At 70.7% G+C, this 19,732-nt stretch carries 20 protein-coding genes; 7 read left to right on the forward strand and 13 right to left on the reverse strand.

Annotated elements, in window-relative coordinates:
* The first annotated feature begins 11 nt into the window (after positions 1-11).
* Both katG and ACY1JX_RS05915 read left to right on the forward strand, forming a co-directional pair.
* Positions 12-2,219, forward strand: a complete 2,208-nt coding sequence (gene katG, locus ACY1JX_RS05910; RefSeq protein ID WP_462565524.1) for a catalase/peroxidase HPI — start codon at positions 12-14, stop codon at positions 2,217-2,219.
* Positions 2,220-2,302: 83 nt separating this feature from the next.
* Positions 2,303-2,872 carry an NYN domain-containing protein gene (locus ACY1JX_RS05915; RefSeq protein WP_181755068.1) on the forward strand — a complete coding sequence of 190 codons (570 nt, stop codon included), beginning with the start codon at positions 2,303-2,305 and terminating at the stop codon, positions 2,870-2,872.
* 15 nt (positions 2,873-2,887) lie between these two features.
* On the opposite strand, the gene ACY1JX_RS05920 is transcribed toward ACY1JX_RS05915, so the two are convergent.
* From ACY1JX_RS05920 to ACY1JX_RS05935, 4 genes are all read right to left on the reverse strand, one after another.
* Positions 2,888-3,286, reverse strand: a complete 399-nt coding sequence (locus tag ACY1JX_RS05920) for a hypothetical protein (RefSeq protein ID WP_181755066.1) — start codon at positions 3,284-3,286, stop codon at positions 2,888-2,890.
* Positions 3,287-3,413: 127 nt separating this feature from the next.
* The gene (locus ACY1JX_RS05925) at positions 3,414-4,085 is read right to left on the reverse strand and encodes a methionine ABC transporter permease (protein WP_181755064.1); all 672 of its coding nucleotides are present in this window, start codon (positions 4,083-4,085) and stop codon (positions 3,414-3,416) included.
* A complete protein-coding gene (locus tag ACY1JX_RS05930; protein ID WP_462565525.1) occupies positions 4,082-5,101 on the reverse strand; it encodes a methionine ABC transporter ATP-binding protein in 1,020 nt (339 codons plus the stop codon). The genes ACY1JX_RS05925 and ACY1JX_RS05930 overlap by 4 nt, the downstream gene beginning before the upstream one ends.
* Position 5,102: 1 nt before the next feature.
* On the reverse strand, positions 5,103-6,035 hold the full coding sequence (locus ACY1JX_RS05935; RefSeq protein WP_462565526.1) for a MetQ/NlpA family ABC transporter substrate-binding protein: 933 nt from the start codon (positions 6,033-6,035) through the stop codon (positions 5,103-5,105).
* A 155-nt stretch (positions 6,036-6,190) separates the two neighbouring features.
* On the opposite strand from ACY1JX_RS05935, the gene ACY1JX_RS05940 reads away from it, so the two are divergent.
* From ACY1JX_RS05940 to ACY1JX_RS05950, 3 genes are read left to right on the forward strand one after another with little or no spacing between them, the layout of a single operon-like run.
* On the forward strand, positions 6,191-6,652 hold the full coding sequence (locus tag ACY1JX_RS05940) for a tRNA (cytidine(34)-2'-O)-methyltransferase (protein ID WP_462565527.1): 462 nt from the start codon (positions 6,191-6,193) through the stop codon (positions 6,650-6,652).
* 21 nt (positions 6,653-6,673) lie between these two features.
* Positions 6,674-7,615 carry a 2,3,4,5-tetrahydropyridine-2,6-dicarboxylate N-succinyltransferase gene (gene dapD / locus ACY1JX_RS05945; protein WP_181755058.1) on the forward strand — a complete coding sequence of 314 codons (942 nt, stop codon included), beginning with the start codon at positions 6,674-6,676 and terminating at the stop codon, positions 7,613-7,615.
* Positions 7,615-8,439, forward strand: a complete 825-nt coding sequence (locus ACY1JX_RS05950) for a hypothetical protein (RefSeq protein ID WP_462565528.1) — start codon at positions 7,615-7,617, stop codon at positions 8,437-8,439. The genes dapD and ACY1JX_RS05950 overlap by 1 nt, the downstream gene beginning before the upstream one ends.
* A 128-nt stretch (positions 8,440-8,567) precedes the next feature.
* On the opposite strand, the gene ACY1JX_RS05955 is transcribed toward ACY1JX_RS05950, so the two are convergent.
* The 5 genes from ACY1JX_RS05955 to ACY1JX_RS05975 all read right to left on the reverse strand — a co-directional run bounded on the left by ACY1JX_RS05955 (position 8,568) and on the right by ACY1JX_RS05975 (position 13,621).
* Positions 8,568-9,374, reverse strand: a complete 807-nt coding sequence (locus tag ACY1JX_RS05955; RefSeq protein ID WP_462565529.1) for an ABC transporter permease subunit — start codon at positions 9,372-9,374, stop codon at positions 8,568-8,570.
* Positions 9,371-10,297 carry an ABC transporter ATP-binding protein gene (locus ACY1JX_RS05960; RefSeq protein ID WP_462565530.1) on the reverse strand — a complete coding sequence of 309 codons (927 nt, stop codon included), beginning with the start codon at positions 10,295-10,297 and terminating at the stop codon, positions 9,371-9,373. The genes ACY1JX_RS05955 and ACY1JX_RS05960 overlap by 4 nt, the downstream gene beginning before the upstream one ends.
* A 150-nt stretch (positions 10,298-10,447) precedes the next feature.
* The gene (locus ACY1JX_RS05965) at positions 10,448-11,674 is read right to left on the reverse strand and encodes a sugar ABC transporter permease (RefSeq protein ID WP_462565531.1); all 1,227 of its coding nucleotides are present in this window, start codon (positions 11,672-11,674) and stop codon (positions 10,448-10,450) included.
* Positions 11,671-12,486: an ATP-binding cassette domain-containing protein gene (locus tag ACY1JX_RS05970; RefSeq protein WP_462565532.1), complete on the reverse strand. Its 816-nt coding sequence runs from the start codon at positions 12,484-12,486 to the stop codon at positions 11,671-11,673. Before ACY1JX_RS05970 ends, ACY1JX_RS05965 begins: the two co-directional genes overlap by 4 nt.
* Before the next feature lie 76 nt (positions 12,487-12,562).
* Positions 12,563-13,621, reverse strand: coding sequence for a substrate-binding domain-containing protein (locus ACY1JX_RS05975; protein WP_286929480.1), 1,059 nt, complete (start codon positions 13,619-13,621; stop codon positions 12,563-12,565).
* 166 nt (positions 13,622-13,787) lie between these two features.
* On the opposite strand from ACY1JX_RS05975, the gene ACY1JX_RS05980 reads away from it, so the two are divergent.
* On the forward strand, positions 13,788-14,936 hold the full coding sequence (locus ACY1JX_RS05980; RefSeq protein WP_462565533.1) for an ROK family transcriptional regulator: 1,149 nt from the start codon (positions 13,788-13,790) through the stop codon (positions 14,934-14,936).
* On the opposite strand, the gene dapC is transcribed toward ACY1JX_RS05980, so the two are convergent.
* Both dapC and fdxA read right to left on the reverse strand, forming a co-directional pair.
* On the reverse strand, positions 14,937-16,037 hold the full coding sequence (dapC, locus tag ACY1JX_RS05985) for a succinyldiaminopimelate transaminase (RefSeq protein WP_446678472.1): 1,101 nt from the start codon (positions 16,035-16,037) through the stop codon (positions 14,937-14,939).
* Between the two features lie 2 nt (positions 16,038-16,039).
* A complete protein-coding gene (gene fdxA / locus ACY1JX_RS05990) occupies positions 16,040-16,363 on the reverse strand; it encodes a ferredoxin (RefSeq protein ID WP_078698823.1) in 324 nt (107 codons plus the stop codon).
* An 85-nt stretch (positions 16,364-16,448) separates the two neighbouring features.
* Between fdxA and ACY1JX_RS05995 the strand changes: the two genes are divergently transcribed.
* Positions 16,449-17,354, forward strand: coding sequence for a GNAT family N-acetyltransferase (locus ACY1JX_RS05995; protein ID WP_462565534.1), 906 nt, complete (start codon positions 16,449-16,451; stop codon positions 17,352-17,354).
* Positions 17,355-17,464: 110 nt separating this feature from the next.
* On the opposite strand, the gene ACY1JX_RS06000 is transcribed toward ACY1JX_RS05995, so the two are convergent.
* Both ACY1JX_RS06000 and ACY1JX_RS06005 read right to left on the reverse strand, forming a co-directional pair.
* Complete coding sequence (locus tag ACY1JX_RS06000) at positions 17,465-19,162, reverse strand: VanW family protein (protein WP_462565535.1); 1,698 nt, start codon at positions 19,160-19,162, stop codon at positions 17,465-17,467.
* Positions 19,159-19,692 (reverse strand): flavin reductase family protein, encoded by a 534-nt coding sequence (locus ACY1JX_RS06005; protein ID WP_286929475.1) that lies wholly within the window; start codon positions 19,690-19,692, stop codon positions 19,159-19,161. Before ACY1JX_RS06005 ends, ACY1JX_RS06000 begins: the two co-directional genes overlap by 4 nt.
* Positions 19,693-19,732 lie beyond the last annotated feature (40 nt).

Raw genomic sequence — 19,732 nt, forward strand, 5'->3', positions numbered from 1 at the left:
AAAGGACCAGCATGTCTGACAAGAACCACGACGACGCGATTCTCGCCGAGGTCAACGACCCGGACGAGGCGAAGGGCAAGTGCCCCGTCGTCCACAACCAGCTGCCGGCCCCCACGGTCGGTGACGCCAACCGCAAGTGGTGGCCTGAGCGTCTGAACCTGCAGATCCTGGCCAAGAACGCCCCCGTCCGGAACCCGATGGACGACGACTTCGACTACCGCGCGGAGTTCTCGTCGCTGGACCTGGCCGCCGTGAAGGCCGACATCGCCGCCGTCCTGACCGACTCCAAGGACTGGTGGCCCGCCGACTTCGGGAACTACGGCCCGTTCATGATCCGCATGGCGTGGCACGGCGCGGGCACCTACCGCGTGACCGACGGTCGCGGCGGCGCGGGCGCGGGCCAGCAGCGCTTCGCCCCGCTCAACTCCTGGCCGGACAACGTCAACCTCGACAAGGCCCGCCGCCTGCTGTGGCCGGTCAAGCAGAAGTACGGCCAGAAGATCAGCTGGGCCGACCTGATGATCCTCGCGGGCAACGTCTCGCTGGAGACCATGGGCTTCTCCACCTTCGGCTTCGCCGGTGGTCGTGAGGACGTCTGGGAGGCCGACCAGGACGTGTACTGGGGCGCCGAGACCGAGTGGCTGGGCGACGAGCACCGCTACAGCGGCGACCGCGACCTCGAGAGCCCGCTCGCCGCGGTGCAGATGGGCCTGATCTACGTCAACCCCGAGGGCCCCGCCGGTCACCCCGACCCGCTGGCCTCCGCGCGCGACATCCGCGAGACGTTCGGCCGCATGGCGATGAACGACGAGGAGACCGTCGCGCTGATCGCCGGTGGCCACACCTTCGGCAAGACGCACGGTGCGGCCGAGGCCGACCACCTGCAGCCCGAGCCCGAGGGCGCGCCCATCGAGCAGATGGGGCTGGGCTGGAAGAACACCCACGGCACCGGCCACGGCGCCGACACGATCACGTCGGGCATCGAGGTCACGTGGACCTACCACCCGACGCGCTGGGACAACGAGTTCTTCCACATCCTGTTCGCCTACGAGTGGGAGCTGTTCACCTCCCCCGCCGGTGCGCACCAGTGGCGTCCGGTCAACGGCATGGGCGAGGACATGGTCCCCGAGGCGCACGGCACCGGTCGTCGCGAGCCCCGCATGCTCACGTCGGACATCGCGCTGCGCGAGGATCCCGCCTACCGCGAGATCTCGCTGCGGTTCAAGAACGACCCGGTGGCCTTCGGCGACGCGTTCGCCCGCGCCTGGTTCAAGCTGACGCACCGCGACATGGGCCCCAAGGCCCGGTACCTCGGTCCCGAGGTCCCGCAGGAGGACCTCCTGTGGCAGGACCCGCTGCCGGCGTGGGAGGGCGAGGTCATCGGCGACGCTGACGTCACCGCTCTCAAGGCGAAAGTCCTCGAGTCCAACCTGACCGTCTCCGAGCTCGTCTCCACCACCTGGGCGGCCGCGTCGTCCTTCCGTGGCAGCGACAAGCGCGGTGGCCTCAACGGCGCCCGCATCCGCCTCGCCCCGCAGAACGGCTGGGCGGTCAACAACCCGGCGCAGCTCGCGAAGGTGCTGTCGGTCCTGCAGGGTGTCGCCGACGACTACGAGAAGAACGTCTCGCTGGCCGACGTCATCGCGATCGCCGGTGCGGCCGCGGTCGAGAAGGCCGCTCGTGACGGCGGCGTGGACATCACGGTGCCGGTCACCGTGGGCCGCGTCGACGCGAGCGCCGACGAGACCGACGTCGAGTCCTTCGGCTACCTCGAGCCGCGTCACGACGGGTTCCGCAACTACCAGGGCAAGGGCGGCATGCCGGCCGAGTACGAGCTGATCGACCGGGCGAACCTGCTGACCCTGACCGCGCCGGAGACCACCGTGCTGGTGGGTGGCCTGCGCGTCCTGGGTGCGAACTACGACGGCTCGGACCTGGGTGTGCTCACCGACCGGGTCGGCACGCTGACGAACGACTTCTTCGTCAACCTGCTCGACATCGACACCGAGTGGACCGCCACCGACTCGACGAGCACGCAGTTCGCCACGAAGGACGGCCGTTGGTCGGGCACTCGCGCCGACCTCGTGTTCGGCTCGAACTCCGAGCTGCGCGCGCTGGCCGAGGTCTACGCCAGCGCCGACGCGAAGGAGAAGTTCGTCAAGGACTTCGTCGCCGCGTGGACCAAGGTCGTCGACCTGGACCGCTACGACCTCGTCTGAGGCACGTCCGCCACGACGCCCCCGGGATCTCCCGGGGGCGTCGTGCGTTCCCGGGGTGCCGGCGGGCCGCGTAGGGTCGGACCGTGAACCAGAGCGCCCCCGGCAACCAGACCTACCTCCTGGTCGACGGCGAGAACATCGACGCGACCCTCGGCATGTCGATCCTGGGGCGTCGCCCCCAGCCGCAGGAGCGCCCGCGCTGGGACCGCCTCCTGCGCTTCGCCGAGGACCTCTGGGAGCAGCCCGTCCAGGGCCTGTTCTTCCTCGCCGTCGACACCGAGCTGCCGATGCCGTTCGTGCAGGCGCTGACCTCGATCGGCTACCGCCCGGTGCCGCTGTCGGGCGCGTCCGACCAGAAGGTCGTCGACCTGGCCATCCAGCGCACGCTGGAGGAGATCGCCCGCCGCGAGGCCGACGTGATGCTCGCCAGCAACGACGGCGACTTCGTTCCCCAGGTGGAGGCGCTGGTCAGCGGGTCGCGGCGCGTGGCGGTGCTCGGCTTCGAGGAGTTCCGCAACTCCCGCTTCGCCGCGCTCGTCCCCCGGGGCCTGGAGTGCTTCGACCTCGAGCACGACGTCGACGCCTTCACGGTGCCGCTGCCGCGCATCAGGATCATCCCGATCGACGAGTTCGACCCGCGCGACTTCCTCTGACCGCGCGGCCGCTGGTCAGGCGGCCGAGGCCTCGTCCCGGCGGGGCCCCCGGCGGAGCTCCTCCCAGCCCGGCCGGCTGAGCGGATCGACCTCCACCGGCCACCAGGCGTAGGACCGGCCGTCGCCGACCGGGGCCTCGAAGTCGTCGCCGGCGACGAGCTGCTCGGCGCGGCCCTGCCCGTCGGTGGCGACGACCCACCGCGCCCGGCCCGGGAGCGTCAGCACGGCGTCGTGCAGGTCGAGCCGCACCCACGGCACCGGCCGGCCGGTGGCGGCATCGGCCAGCTCCACGCGGCGGCTCGCACCGAGCGGCTGCGACACGGCACACACCACCAGGGCGGTCTCCTCGTCGTCGAGGGCGATCAGGTCGCCGGCGCGCAGCTGCGACACCGGGCGACGGATCGGCTCGGTCATGACGGTCACCTCCGGACGGGTGCTCGTGAATGGGACTTCAGTCATTCATGTGCAACCAAACGGGGCGGACCGTCTCAGGATGTGGTCGATCGGGTGATAGCCAACCCCACTCACCGGCACGCCGTGGTCAGCGGCGCAGGACCCTGCGCGCCAGCGTGTTGCCGAGGAACTGCCCCACCTGGACGAAGGCCACGATGATCAGGACGACGGTCCAGGTCACCACGGTGTCGAACTGGCGGTAGCCGTACTGCTGCGCGAACGCACCCAGGCCGCCGGCGCCGATCGCGCCCGCGATGGCGCTCATGTCGACGATGGCCACGAAGGCGAACGTGTAGCCCAGGATCAGCGGCCCGAGGGCCTCGGGCACGACGACGGTCGTCAGGATCCGCAGCCGGCTCGCACCCATCGACCGCGCCGCCTCGATCACGCCGGGCTCCACGGTGACGAGGTTCTGCTCCACGATGCGCGCGATGCCGAACATCGCCGCGAGCGTCATCGCGAAGATGATCGCCTTGTTGCCGATCCCGATCCCCACCACGACGCGCGCCAGCGGCTGGACCGCGGCGATGAAGATGACGAACGGGATGGGGCGGAAGAAGTTCACCACGACGTTCAGCACCGTGAACGCGACGCGATTCGCGAACAGCCCGCCCGACCGGGTGGCGTAGAGCGCGAGCCCCACACCGAGGCCGAGGACGCCACCGATCGCGACCGTGATCGCGACCATGTAGACGGTCTCCCACGTGGCCTCGGCGATGAGCGGCCAGAGCTCGGGGAGGTTGGTGTCGGTGGCGATCATGCGAGCACCTCCACGCCGTCGAGGCGGCCCACCTGGGCGACCGCGGCATCGACGTCCTCGCCGTGCACCGACAGCGTCACGTGCCCGAAGACGGCCGAGCCGACGCGGTTCACGCCGCCCTGGACGACCTCGACCGAGACGCCGCGCGCGGCGAGCGCCGCGAAGACCTCCGCCTGGCTGGTGTGGCCCTCGACGTCCACCACGAGCAGCCGGCCGCCGAAGCGCTCGCGGAGAGCCTCCAGCTCGGCACCCTGCGGCACCTCGTCGACGAGCGTCGCGACGAACCGGCGCGTGACCTGCTCGCGCGGGCGGGCGAACACCTCGGCGACGTCGCCGGACTCGACGACGCGGCCGTGCTCCATGACGCTCACCCGGTGGGCCAGCGTGCGGACCACGTCCATCTCGTGGGTGATGACGATGATCGTGATGCCCAGGTCCTCGTTCACCTTGCGCAGCAGCGACAGCACCTCGCGCGTGGTGTCGGGGTCGAGGGCGCTCGTCGACTCGTCGGCCAGCAGGATCGACGGGTTCGTGGCCAGCGCCCGGGCGATGCCGACGCGCTGCTTCTGCCCGCCCGAGAGCTGCTCGGGGTAGGCGTGCGCCTTGTCGGCGAGACCGACGAAGTGCAGCAGCTCGGAGATCCGGCGCTGGCGCTCGGCCTGGTCGACTCCCGCGAGCTTCAGCGGAAACTCCAGGTTCCCCCACACGGTGCGCGACCGCATGAGGTTGAACTGCTGGAAGATCATCCCGATGCCCTGCCGGACCCGGCGGATGTCGCGTTCGCCCAGCTGGTCGAGCCGCGTCCCGTCCACCGTGACGCTGCCGGACGTCGGCTGCTCCAAAGCGTTGACGAGTCGCACCAGGGTGGACTTGCCCGCGCCGGAGTAGCCCACGATCGCGTGGATCTCCCCGGCCTCGACGTCGAGGTCGACGCCCCGGATCGCCTCGATCGGGGCGCCGCCCTTCTTCGTCGGCGCGAACGTCTTGTGGACGTCGCGCAGCTCGACCAGTGCCATGTCAGCCCTGCGCGCGGGTGTCCGCCTCGACGTCGGCCAGCGACGCCTGGAGGTCGGCGGCCGGCGTCTTCAGCAGCTGCGCGGTGCCACCGGAGACCTCCTGGACCCCGTCGAGCACGGGCTTGCTGTTCTGGTAGACCTCGATCAGCTTCTTGTACGTCGCGTTGTCCTTGTCCTCGGCGCGGACGGCGAAGATGTTGATGTACGGGACGGCGTTCGGGTCGGCCGGGTCGTCCTGCGCGATGGCGTCGGAGAACTTCAGGCCGGCCTTCTCGACGAAGTCGTTGTTGACGATCGCGGCGGTCACGTCGGGCAGCGAGGTGGGCGTGAGGTCGGCCTTGATGGCCTTGACCTTCACCTTCGAGGCGTCCGTGTCGACGTCGGCGAGGGTCGAGAAGATCGAGCCCCCGTCCTTGAGCTCGATGAGCCCGGCCGACTGCAGGATCAGCAGGCCGCGGGCCTGGTTGCTGTCGTCGTCGGGCACGACGACGGTGTCGCCGGCCTTGATCTCCTCGACCGAGTCGACCTTCTGCGAGTACAGGCCCAGCGGGTAGATCGCCGTGGCGCCGACCGGGACGAGGTCCTGGTCGTTGGCGACGTTGTAGTCCGCGAGGTACACGATGTGCTGGAACTGGTTGATGTCGATCTCGCCCTCGGACAGCGCCGGGTTGGGCTGGGGGTAGTCGGCGAAGTCGACGACCTCGAGGTCGATGCCCTCCTTCTCGGCCTCCTCGGTGAGCGTCTTCCAGTACGGGTCGCTCGCACCCACCACGCCGAGCTTGACCTTCTCGAGGTCGCTGCCGGCGCTGTCGCCGCCCCGGGTCAGGGCGAAGGCGATCAGAGCGCCGATGACGGCGATCACGACGACCGCCAGCGCGATCGCGGGTCCGCGGCGCTTGGGGGCCTCGATGAGGGGGGAGTTCTGGTCGGACACGGTGGTGGTTCCTTTCGGTGGTGCGACGGCCCCGGTCCTTGTGGGGGGAGCCACGACGACCGTAGGCAGGTCCCACACGCCCCTTCGACCACGTCTCACCCATCAAGAACGGACGTCCGCGCCGTCGTGGAAGTGCTAGCGCCTACTGTGGGTCCGTGTTCCGGATCCTGTTCTTCGAGCCGCGGATCGCGGGCAACACCGGCAACGCGATCCGGCTGGCCGCCGCCACCGGGAGCCACCTGCACCTGGTCGATCCGCTGTTCGACTTCGAGGACAGCAAGCTGCGCCGGGCCGGCCTGGACTACCACGACCTCGCCGTCGTCACGGTGCACGAGACGCTGGACCAGGCCTACGACGCCCTGCTGCCGGCGCGGGTGTTCGCGTTCACGACGGCCGCCACCACGGGGTACGCGGACGTCGCCTACCAACCCGGAGACGTGCTGCTGTTCGGGCCCGAGCCGACCGGCCTGCCCGAGGACGTCCTCGCCGACGACCGCGTCACCGACCGGCTCCGCCTGCCGATGCTGCCGTCGCGCCGGTCGATGAACCTGGCCAACTGCGCCTCCATCGCGGTCTACGAGGCCTGGCGGCAGCACGGGTTCGCCGGCGGGGTGTGACCGCTCGATAGCCTTGGGGCCATGAGCGACTCCCCCCGATCCGCCCACGCCTGGGGCTTGGCCACCGTCACGCCCGAAGGCACCGTCCTCGACGTCTGGTACCCGCAGCCCCTGCTGGGCTCCGCGCCGGAGACCACCACCGAGCCGTCCGCCCTCGTGGCCGCCGCTCGTGAGGACGCGATCCGCGGGGTCGAGACCCGCGTGGTGCACACCGAGATCGCCGACCTGGACGCCGCGCCCACCGACGCCTACGACGTCTACCTGCGCCTGCACCTGCTGTCGCACCGCCTCGTGCAGCCGCACGGGCAGAACCTCGACGGCGTCTTCGGACTCCTCACGAACGTCGTGTGGACCACCATCGGCCCGTGCCCGGTGGAGGACTTCGAGGACGTGCGCGCCCGCGCCCGTGCCGCCGGGCTCACCGTCGCGGTCACCAGCGTGGACAAGTTCCCGCGCATGACCGACTACGTCGTCCCCGCCGGCGTCCGCATCGGCGACGCCGACCGCGTGCGCCTCGGCGCGCACCTGGCCGAGGGCACCACCGTCATGCACGAGGGATTCGTGAACTTCAACGCCGGCACGCTCGGGCACGCGATGGTCGAGGGCCGCATCTCGGCCGGCGTCGTCGTGGGGAACGGCTCCGACGTCGGCGGCGGCGCCTCGATCATGGGCACGCTCTCCGGCGGCGGCAAGGAGGTCGTCAGCGTCGGCGAGGGCTGCCTGATCGGCGCCAACGCGGGCATCGGCATCTCGCTGGGCAACGACTGCGTCGTGGCTGCGGGCACCTACGTCACGGCCGGCTCCAAGGTCACCCTGCCCGACGGCTCCGTGGTGAAGGCCGCCGAGCTGTCCGGCTCCGACGGCATCCTCTTCCTGACCAACAGCCAGACCGGCGCCATCGAGGCGCGTCCCCGCGGGGGCCGCACCGGCGTCGAGCTGAACGCCGACCTGCACGCCAACTGATGCGTTGGATCGTCGCCACCGTCGTCGCGACGGTGGCGCTCGTGCTCGTCGTCTTCAAGGTCTTCGAGAGCGGCACCGACGCGAGCGGCTTCTGCGTGGCCACGGTCGGCGACCGCACGGTCGAGGTCGACCTCGAGCAGGCGAAGTGGGCGTCCCTCATGGCCGCCAAGGCCCAGCAGCGGGGGCTGCCGCCGCGGGCCACCACGATCGCCATCGCGACGGCCTACCAGGAGTCGAAGATCCGCAACATCGACTACGGCGACCGCGACTCGGTGGGACTGTTCCAGCAGCGACCCTCGCAGGGCTGGGGCACCGTGGAGCAGATCCTCGACCCGCAGTACTCGATCACGAAGTTCTACGACGCGCTGGAGAAGCTCGACGACTACGAGTCGATGGAGATCACCGACGCGGCCCAGGCCGTGCAGCGCTCGGGATTCCCCGACGCCTACGCCGACCACGAGGCCGACGCGCGCGTGCTGGCCTCGTCGCTGCGTGGCTTCTCCCCCGCCGCGTTCGCCTGCGCGACCGACCTGAAGGCCGAGTCGAGCACCTCCGCGGACCTCGAGGACTACCTGAACGCGGCGTTCGGCCGCGTGCGCGTGGACACCGACCCGTCGTCGGGCCAGAGCGCGATCGCGCTCACGGGTGAGGACGTTGACGCACGCGGCTGGGCGCTCGCGCAGTTCCTCGTCGCGAACTCGACCGAGTTCCGCATCAGCGAGGTCACGTTCGACGACATGCGCTGGAAGGCCGGCCAGAGCGAGCCCGGCTGGGAGCCCACGGAGGACGCCAGCCGCACCGAGGTGCGCTTCGTCCGTCGCTGACGCCGGCCTCTCCCGCTCCCCCCTGCCCACTTTTGGAACAGGATCAACGTTCCTGCGCTGGCAGACGGTGGATCCCGTTCCACAAGTGGAGCGGGGGGCCGGGTGACCCGGGGAGTTCGGGCGGCCGCTCAGCCGACGTCGCGACGCAAGGTGACGAGGCGCCCGATGAGGACGAACACCGCGACGTAGACCAGCAGCACGGCGGCGCCGGCGCCCCGCGACAGCAGGTCGGCCGAGGCGTCGCTCGCGAAGAAGCTCGAGCCCATGACGGCGTCGGCCGCCGCGCCGGGCAGGTACTTGGCCACCTCCGACGTGGCGTCCCAGGCCCCGAGCGCCACGCGCGCGATGGGCTCGATGAACTGCGTGAACGCCAGGATCACGATGATCGCGGCGACCTGGTTGGTCAGCACGCTGCCGACCGCGGTGCCGAGGACGGCCCAGATCGTCATGACGACGACGGACATGCCCAGCAGCACCAGCACGTCGCTCGACCCGAGGTACGCCCCGTCACCGCGCCACGCGAGGATCGGTGCGGCGCCGAGCACCGTCGACAGCGTGCCGATGACGCCGTACACGACGCCGACGACGAGGCCGGCGACCAGCTTGGCCGCCATCAGCACCGAGCGGTTCGGCTGCGCCAGCAGGGACGCGGTGATCGTCTTGTGCCGGAACTCGCCCGTGAACAGCAGGCTGCCGATGATGAGCGGGAAGACGTAGCCGATGGGGCTGGTCAGGGAGTAGATCTGCTTCGCCAGCTCCTCCCCCTCCGCCAGGGGCCCGGCGCCGGTCATGCCGGTATCGCCCGTGTCGACCGTGAACGAGAACGCCATCACGGCGCCGATGAACACGAGGTACGCCACCAGCACGAGAGCCAGCAGCCACCACAGACGCGTCGTGAACAGCTTGCGCACTTCGGCGCGGATCGCACTGCTCATGCGGCCACACCTCCTCGCGACGCCGGGGCGTCGGGACTGGAGGTCAGGCGCAGGAACACGTCCTCGAGGCCGACGCCCACGTCGGCCAGCTGGTGCACCTCGATGCCTGCGCCGAACGCGGCGGCGCCGACCTCGGCCGCGGGGACGTCGATGATGTCGACGCCGCCGGCCACCGGCTCGCTGCGCCAGCTCCGCTCGGCGGCGAGAGCCTCGATGCGGTCGGGCGCGGGTCCGGCGAGGCGCACGCGGGACTCCACCAGGGCGTGCAGGCCCTGCAGCGGTGAGGAGTGCACGAGGCGTCCGCCGGCGATGATGACGACGTCGTCGACGGTGTGCTGCACCTCGCTGAGCACGTGGCTCGACACCAGCACGGTGCGGCCCTCCGCGGCGAAGGCGCGCAGCAGGTGACGCAGCCAGACGATGCCCTGCGGGTCGAGGCCGTTGGCCGGCTCGTCGAGCAGGATCACCTCGGGATCGCCGAGCAGCGCGTACGCCAGGCCGAGGCGCTGGCGCATGCCCATCGAGTAGCCGCCGACGCGGCGCTTGGCCGCGTCGGTCATGCCGACCAGCTCGAGGAGCTCGTGGCAGCGTGCGTCGGTGGCACCCACCTGGGGCGCGTAGACGCGCAGGTGGTCCAGGCCCGTGCGGCCGGGGTGGAAGCTCGAGGCCTCCAGCGCGGCGCCGACGATGGACCCGGGCTGGTGGATCTCCTCGTAGCGCTTCCCGCCGATGAGGGCGTGGCCGCCGGTGGGCTTCACGAGGCCCAGGAGCATGCGCAGGGTGGTGGTCTTGCCGGCGCCGTTCGGGCCGAGGAATCCGGTCACCGCGCCGGGTCGGACGGTGAAGCTCAGGTCATCGACGGCCTTGACGGAACCGAACTGCTTGGTCAGGTGATCGACGACGATGTCGGTCTCGGTTCGCATGTCTCGACCCTAACGTCAGGTTCAGTTTGGTCCGCGAGCGGTGCAAGCCCGCCTCCCGAGTGGCGCAGAAAAGCCCGCCACTCGCTGAGTGACGGGCTCTTCTGCGCCGCTCGCCGTGCCGGGGGGACGACGCAGGGCGGCGGCGACGGCTCAGCCGCTGCCGCTGCTCTTGCGCGCCTGGCGAGACAGCGAGTCGATGGTGACGGCCAGCAGCAGCACGGCGCCGGTGACCATGTAGCGCACGTAGGCGTCGACGCCGACGAGGTTCAGGCCGCTCGTGATCGACTGCAGCACGAGCATCCCGAACAGCGCCGAGTAGACCGAGCCGCGACCGCCGAAGAGGCTGGTGCCGCCGATCACCGCGGCGGCGATCGCCATCAGGTTGGTGTCGGTGCCGCCGCTGGTCTGGCTCACGGCCTGCAGACGTCCGGCCGCCAGCACACCACCGAATGCGGCGAACATCGAGCACAGGGCGAAGACCGAGATGTACACCCGGTCGACGCCGATGCCGGCGCGACGCGAGGCCTCCTCGTTGCCGCCGACGGAGAACACGTGCCGGCCCCACGTCGTGCGGCGCAGCAGGAAGTCCATCCCGATGATGACGCCGACCCACAGCAGCGGCATCGCGCCGATGCCGCGGTCGATGTTGAGGTACCAGGCGACGCCGGCGACGGCCGCCGTGATCAGGACGGCCTTCACGACCACCGACTGCAGGCCCGGGGTCGAGAGGTTCGCCGCGGTACGGCGGCGGATCGTCCGCACCCGCGCGAGCAGGTACGCCAGGCCCACGACGCCCGCCAGGACGTACGAGAGCCACGGCGGCAGGAACGTGAAGTTGGCGAAGTCGATCAGCGCCGAGTCGCCGGGCAGGTTCACCGTGCCGTTCGAGCCGAGCACCTGGAGCTGGGCTCCCAGGAAGGCCAGCAGGCCCGCCAGCGTGATGACGAAGCTCGGCACGCCGAAGCGGGTGTAGAGCACTCCGTAGAAGACACCGATCAGCAGGCCCGCGCACAGCGCGGCCAGGATCGACCCGAGCAGCGGCCAGCCCTGGTAGACCAGCAGCACCGCGAGGATCGATCCCGAGAGACCCGAGACCGATCCGACCGACAGGTCGATCTCGCCGAGCAGCAGCACCAGCACGATGCCGACGGAGATCATGCCGATCGTGGCGGAGTCCAGGCTCAGCTCGACGAGGTTGCGCGACGACAGGAACCGCGGGTTCATCGCGTAGAAGACGATCCAGATGACGACCAGTCCGACGATCACGGGGATCATCCCGAGGTCGCCCGATCGCAGGCGCCGGCTCACGTTGCCGAGCAGGGCCTTCGGGGAGGTGTCCTGGACGAGGCGCTCGTCGGCGCGGTCCGCGAAACTCATGACTGCTCCTCGGGCAGGTCGACCTGCGGGATCGGGGACACGTCGGCTCCCTGGGCGCGGGCGCGGCGGGCGGCCACGACGTTGTCCGAGGCGCCGGTGATCGCGGCGACCAGCTGGTCGGTGGTGACCTCGTCGATGGTGAACTCGGCCGCGTTGCGGCCCAGTCGCAGGACGTAGATCCGGTCGGCCACGGCCTGCACGTCGGCCATGTTGTGCGAGATCACGACGACACCCAGTCCGGACTCGCGCAGCCGCTCGATGAGGTTGAGCACCTCGGCGGTCTGGGCGACGCCGAGGGCGGCGGTCGGCTCGTCGAGCATGACGATCTTCGGCTCGCCCACGAGGCTGCGGGCGATGGCCACGGTCTGGCGCTGACCGCCGGACAGGGCGGCGATGGGGATGCGCACCGACGGGATCTTGGCGGAGAGCTGACGCAGCAGCTCCCAGCTGCGCGACTCCATCGTCTCCTCGTCGAGGACACCGGCCGAGGTCGCCTCCTGGCCGAGGAACAGGTTGGCCACCACGTCGAGGTTGTCGGCCAGGGCCAGGTCCTGGAAGACCGTCGCGATGCCGAGGGCCTGGGCCGACTTCGGACCGTGGATCTGGACCTCCCGGCCCTCCACCTCGATCGCGCCGGAGTCGGCGGAGTAGACGCCGGAGATGATCTTGACGAGCGTGGACTTGCCGGCGCCGTTGTCTCCGACGAGCGCCACCACCTCGCCGGGTCGCACGTCGAAGTCGACGTCGGTGAGTGCCTGGACGGCACCGAACCGCTTGCCGACGCCGCGCAGGGAAAGCACGGGTGTGGTCATGGGAATTCCTGGGGTCGGACGAGTGAGGGAGAGGAAGCACGGTGGGGCCGGCCGGGCCGGCCCCACCGTGGATCACTCAGGACAGACCGGCCTTCGTGCACGCGTCGGCGTACTCGGCGGTGCAGATCTGGTCGACGGTGTAGAACTCGTCCTTGACGACCGTGTCGCCCACGTTGTCCTGCTTGACCGAGATCGGGTCCAGGATGAACGACGGCACGCCCTGGAAGTCCTCGGTGCCGCTGATGTCCTCGCCGTTGACGAGGTCGACGGCCAGCTCGGCGGCCTGCTCGGCCTCGGCCTTGATCGGCTTGTAGACGGTCATGAACTGCTGACCGGCAACGATGCGCTGGATCGCGGCGAGCTCGGCGTCCTGCCCGGTGATCGGCGGGACCTCGCTGGCACCGGCGGACGTGAACGCGGCGAACACGCCACCGGCCTGGCCGTCGTTGGCGGCGTAGACGCCGGCCAGGTCGCCCGGGTCGACCTTGTTGAACTGCGAGCTGGTGAACTTCTGCGCGTTGTCCGGGCTCCAGTCGGGGTTGTCGTACTCGGCCACGATGTTCAGGCCGCTGGCGTCGAGCACCGAGTGCGCGCCCTTCTTGAACTGTGCGGCGTTCGGGTCGGTCGGCGAGCCGTTCAGCATGAGAATGTCGCCCTTGTCGCCTGTGGCCTCCACGAGGGCCTCGCCCTGCATCTGGCCGACACGCTCGTTGTCGAAGGAGATGTAGTAGTCGGCACCCTCGATGAAGCGGTCGTACGCGACGACGGGCACGTCGGAGCCCTGGGCGGACTTGACGATCGTGGTCGCGGCCTTGCCGTCGACCGGGTCGAGCACGAGCACGGAAGCGCCGTTGGTGATCGCCGACTGGGCCTGCTGCTGCTGCTTGGACGCGTCCTGGTCGGCGTTGAGGTAGTCGACCTTGCAGTCGTCGCACAGCTCCTTGACCTTCGCCTCGAAGAGCGGCTTGTCGAAGCTCTCGTAGCGGGTGGTCTTGGTCTCGGGGAGCAGGAGCGCGATGGTCTTGCCCTCGTCCGAGCCGCTGCCGCCGTCGTCGTTGGAGCCGCAGGCGGCGAGGCCGCCGAGGCCGATCGTCAGGGTCGCCGTCACCACGGCGACACGGGAGATGGTGTTCACAGTTCCTCCAAGAAATGTCGACCCCACGTCGGCGTGGAGCATGACCAGTGAACTACGTCACAACTTTGACGTCAAGAGATGAACGCAAATCAGGTCGCTACACCGTAAGCCATGACGTTGCCTTCAGGTCTTGACGACAACTGCGACGTCAGTCACAGTGGACGCCATGTCCACCAGCCCCGGCTCGACCGCCGCCCTGCGCGCCTCCAACCAGAGTCGCGTCGTGCAGGCGGTACGCGAGGCCGGTGGGCTGAGCCAGGCCCAGATCGCCCGCCGGACGCAGCTCGCCCCGGCCACCGTCTCGGGCATCATCCGCGAGCTCGTGGCCGCGGGCTTCCTGCAGTCCGAGGGCGGTGCCGGGCGCCGCGGCGCAACCGTCACGGTCTCGCGCGGGGCCGGCGTGGTGGCAGGCGTCGACTTCGGCCACGCGCACCTGCAGGTCGCGCTGGCCGATCTCGGGGGCGAGATCAGCGACTCGCGGCTGGCCGCCCTCGCGCCGGACGCCCCGAGCGACGGCTCGCTCGCCCTGGCCCGCACCATGATCGACGACCTGCTCGCGTCGGCCGGCCTCGGCCACGACAGCCTCCGCGCGGTGGGCATGGCGATCCCCGCCCCCATCGGCCGCGACGGGATCATCGACTCCGGCTCGATCCTGCCCGGATGGGTGGGCGTGGAGGCCCGCGCCGCGGCCGAGAAGGTCTTCGAGCGCACCACCGTGGTGGACAACGACGCCAACCTCAGCGCCCTCGCCGAGTGGAGGCTCGGCGCCGGGCGCGGGCACCAGGACCTCGTCTACATCAAGATCGCGTCGGGCGTCGGCTGCGGACTCGTCCTCGACGGGCGGATCCACCACGGCGGCCTCGGCACCGCCGGCGAGCTCGGTCACCTGACGATCGACGAGTCCGGTCCCCTGTGCCGGTGCGGCAGCCGCGGCTGCCTCGAGGCCTACGTCGGCGGAGCGGCTCTCATCGCCCAGTACGCCCCCACCGGTGGCGAGCTGGACGTCCCCGGCTTCGTCGAGCGGGCCCTGCGCGGCGACCAAGGCGCCCGCCGCCTGATCGAGGACGCGGGCCGCCACCTCGGCGAGGCCGTCGCCGCCGTCGCGAACCTGCTCGGTCCCGAGGTCGTCGTGATCGGAGGCGACCTGGCCGCCGCCGGGGACCTGCTGCTGGACGAGGTCCGGGCCTCGATGCGTCGCCACGCCCTGACCCCGGTCGCCCGCGAGGTGCGGGTCACCGGCTCGGAGCTGACCGGGCGCCCCTCGTGCGTGGGCAGCGTGCTGATGGCCCTCGAGGCCGTCGAGCTGCCGGGCTGATCAGGCCAGCCGGGCCGCCGCCGCGGCGATGCGTTCGTCGGTGGCCGTGAAGGCGAACCGCACGTGGTGCGAGCCCGTGGCCCCGTAGAAGTCGCCCGGTGCGACGAGGATGCCCCGCTCGGCGAGCCAGTCCACCGTCTCGCGGCAGGGCTCTCCACGGGTGGCCCACAGGTAGAGCGACCCCTGCGAGTGGTCGATGCGGAAGCCCGCGCCCTCGAGCGCGGCCCGCAGGGTGGAGCGGCGCGCCAGGTACCGCGCGCGCTGCTCGTCGACGTGGGCGTCGTCGCCCAGCGCGGCCTGCATCGCGGCGGCCACGGGCGTGGGCAGCATGAAGCCCAGGTGCTTGCGCACGGCCAGCAGCTCGGCCACCACCGACCGGTCGCCCACGACGAACGCGTCGCGGTAGCCGGCCATGTTCGACCGCTTCGACAGGGAGTGCAGCGCGATGATGCCGTCGAGCGACCCGCCGTTGACCTCGGGGTCGAGCACCGAGACGGGCTCGCCCTCCCAGACGAACTCCAGGTAGCACTCGTCGCTCACGAGCAGTGCGCCGGACTCGCGGCAGAAGTCCACCCACGCCTTGAGGTGCTCGCGTCCCACGACGCGGCCGTGCGGGTTCGCGGGGAAGTTGATGAAGACGAGCTTCGGCCGCTGGGGACCGAAAGCGACGCGCGAGTCCGTGGGGATCGCGGTGGCGCCCGCGTAGGCGGCGCTCACGGCGTAGGTCGGGTAGGCCGTCTCCGGGAGTCCCACCACGTCACCGGGCCCGACGCCCAGCTGCACGCACAGGTTGGCGATCAGCTCCTTGCTGCCGATCGTGGCCAGCACGTGCTCGGTGCCGACCCCCGTGATCGCGAAGCGGCGCTCCAGCCAGTCGACGACCGCGCGGCGCAGCGACTCGGGGCCCAGGACCGTGGGGTAGCCCGGCGAGTCGGCGGCGGCGACCAAGGCCTGGCGGGCGACCTCGGGCGTCGGGTCGACCGGGGTGCCGATCGAGAGGTCGACGAGACCGTCGGGGTGCTCGGCCGCGCGGGCCTTGGCGGCGGCGATCGTGTCCCACGGGAAGTCGGGGAACCGGTCCGACACCCGGACGCCTGACAACGTCACTCCTGGTTCTGCGGGGGCAGCGCCTTGATGAGCGGGTGGTCGTCGTCGATCACGCCCATCTTCGCCGCGCCGCCGGGCGAACCGAGGTCGTCGAAGAAGTGCACGTTCGCGTCGTAGTAGTCCTTCCACTCGTCCGGGGTGTCGTCCTCGTAGAAGATGGCCTCGACGGGGCAGACCGGCTCGCAGGCGCCGCAGTCCACGCACTCGTCGGGCTGGATGTAGAGCATGCGGTTGCCCTCGTAGATGCAGTCGACCGGACACTCGTCCACACAGGCACGGTCCTTGATGTCGACACACGGCTGGGCGATCACATACGTCACGGGCTTGCTCCTTCGGTTCGGCTCCAGTATCGCGTGCCCGACCCAAGTGGCGCTGGGCGGGTTCGCCACATGAGATCGTGGCGTCGTGGATCTGGTCGGGCGCCGCGTCTCCGTGCGGCATCGTGCAGCCGACGGGGTGCGCGACGTGGTCGGCCGCGTGATCAGCGCGGAGGCCGACGGGCTGCGCATCGAGCGGCGCGACGGCGACCTCGCGTTCGTCCCCACGGGCACCGTCCTGGCAATGCGGGTGGTCCCCGATCGTCCCGTGCGCACGCGCCGTGCCAACACCGTCACCCCCGAGGACCTGACCCGGATCACGTCGCGCGGCTGGCCCGCCGTCGAGTCCGCATCGCTGGGCGAGTGGGAGCTGCGCGCGTCGGGAGGTTTCACCGGCCGGGCGAACTCCGCGGCCGTGCACGGCGACCCCGGCGTGGACGATCCCTTCGCGGCGGTCGTCGACTTCTACGCGACGCGCGGGCTGCGGCCGCTGGTTCAGGTCGTCGAGGACTCGCCCTGGCACCGGCGCTTCGTGGACGCGGGCTGGACGGGCGTGGTCGACCAGCCGCCGGGCGCGATCGTGCAGGTGGCCGACCTCCGTTCGGCACCGGAGACCGACCCGGAGGCGGTCGTCAGCGATCACGCCAGCGACGCGTGGCTCGGGCTCTACGGACGCGTCCGCGACCCCGCCGCCGCGCGCGCCGTGATGGAGGGTCCCGCGACGGTGGGCTTCGTGTCGATCGGCGAGGTGGCGATCGGGCGCGTGGTGGTGACCGGCGAGTGGGCCGGCCTGGCCGCGGTGGAGGTCGACCCCGCCCACCGGCGCCGCGGGCTGGCCCGGCGCATCGTCGAGACCTCGCTGGCCTGGGCCGTCGCCCACGGCGCCGACAAGGCCTACCTGCAGACGATGCGCGACAACGCGCCCGCCCTCGCGCTCTACGAGCCCTACGGCTTCACGACGCACCACGCGTACCGCTACCTAACGCCCGGTTGAGCCGGTGGTTTCGATGTGCCGGCTCGTTCCTCGCCGTGCTACTCAACCACCGGTGATCGAGTGCCGGCGAGCTTGCGAGACGGTGTATCGAGATCACCGTCTCCGCGAGGTCAGTCGGCCTTGGGCTTCTTGCCGCAGATGACGCGGTCGGCCGCCTGGTAGTAGGCGGTGTCCTTCTCGGTCCTGACGCGCTTCCCGCCCTGGTAGAAGTCGCGGTGGATGTCGATGTCGAAGCCGGTGACCGGGGACTGGCTGACGCACGCGTCGGTGTCGTCGTACTGGGTGCCGGGCTCGCGGAAGTTGTAGCGCTCGCTCGAGCGCGACTTCACCGTGTAGACCTTCGTGCCGTACATCTCCACGTTCATCCTGCCGACCGTGCCCGGGGAGCTCCGGTCGACCCAGGCGCGGATCACGACGCCGGTCTTGTAGGGGTTCCGGAACCGCAGGTCGAGGCTGCCGTAGTAGATCGTGGCCTCGCGGCCCACCGGGTAGCGGTCGATGTAGAAGGCGTGGGGGTGGTGCTCGACGTCGTCGAGACCCGAGAAGAACGCCGCGTTGTACGCCGTGGTGGCGACCTGGGAGACGCCACCGCCCAGCTCCTCGCGGAACACTCCCCCGTTGATGACGAAGCCCGCGACGAACCCGTTGGCCGCGGTCCGCTCGCCGACGATGTCGTTGAAGCTGAACGTCTCACCCGGCTCGAGGATGACGCCGTCGATGCGGCGGGCGGCCTCGGCCTGGTTGGTGTTGCGGTAGTCGGCGTGCGGGTACTCGGTGGTGAAGCTGCCGATCTTCTCCTTGATGCCGAGTGCCTCGGCGTCCTTCGTGGTGAACTCGGGCTGCACCGCACTGGCCTCGACGGTGATCGAGCGAGCGGCGCCGGTCTTCGTCAGCACCGGGACCAGCTGCTTCGCCATGGTGTCGGGATCCAGGCCGACGCCGGCCTTGCTGGGCACGACCACGGCCTTGCCGCCCTCGAACCGGAACGAGGCGTCGACCGCGCGCTTGCCGACGCCCGTCGTCGAGCTGGTGAGCGGCTTCGCCAGGTCCTTCGCATCGACGACCGGGACCATCTTCCCGTCGCTGACCACCACGGACAGCGCGGGCGCGTAGGCGGTGACGGGCAGGTCGACCGTGGCGTCGCCCACCTTCAGCGCTACGGGACCGGCGACGGCCGGCGCGGCGATGTCGCGCAGCGCCTGGCGCAGTCCGGCCACGTCGACGGCGGGGGCGACGGACTCGACGGGGACCTCGACGGGCTCGTCGGTGACCAGCCACGCCTCCTGGATCACCTCGGCGAACTCGTCCTGCGGGACCTCGTTGCCGGCCTTCGGGCGACGTGCCTTCGGCTTCGCGTCGGGGAACGTGATCTGGGCCTCCACCACCGGCTGGTCGACCGTCTCGGCGACCGACGCGACCGCCGCGGAGAGCTTCGCCGAGTCCACGTCGAGCACGGGATCGTGGTCGGACCCACCGGCGACGAGGGCGATCATGTCGCGCGGGTCCCACGACCGGCCGCCGGCGGCCTTCACGCTGGCGGGGACGTCCACCGCGAGCCCGGCCTGCGTGGGCTGGATCTCGATCTCGCGATCCTCGAAGGTGGCGACGATCGGCTCCTCGACGCGGTCGGACAGGCCCTTCGTCAGGGCGTCCTCGGCGGCGTCGGGACTCATGCCGCCGACGTCCACGCCGGCGATCGACGTGTCGGCGGGAAGGCGCTGCCCGGTCATCACGTAGCCGGCGACGTAGGCGATCGCGAGCGCGGCCACCACGGCGCCGAGGGCGATCAGCCCGCGACGGCGACTCATGCGCCCCCTCGGTAGACGGTCTTCTCGGAGTCGGCCTGACGGATGATCGTGCCGTAGTGCGAGCGGTAGTACAGCAGCGGATCGTCGGTCTCGTCCTGGTACTGCGCCCACGTGACGCGACCGATGAGGATCAGGTGGTCGCCGCCGTCGTGCTCGGCCTCGGTCTCGCACTCGAGCCAGGCCAGGGCATCGTCGAGCAGCGGAAGGCCACCCGGGCTGGGGTGGTGCTCGACGCCGGCGAACTGGGTGTCGAGGGGGCGCCCGCGGTGGGCGAACCAGGCCGACGCCTCACGACCGTGCTCGGACAGGATCGAGACGCCCCACCGGCGCGACTCGCGGACGGCGTCGTGAAAGCGACTGCCCTTGTTCGAGCACACCAGGACGAGCGGCGGGATGAGGGACACGGACGTGAACGCGCTCGCGGTCATGGCGTGATCGATGCCGTCGTGCTGGGTGGACACGACGGTCACGCCACTGGCGAATCGCGACAGTGCACCCCGGAAAGCAGCTTGGTCGACGGACTTCTCCACCCGACAAGCCTACGGGCTCCGGCCCAAGCGGCAGATTCGC

Source organism: Aeromicrobium sp. JP4 (assembly GCF_054957925.1).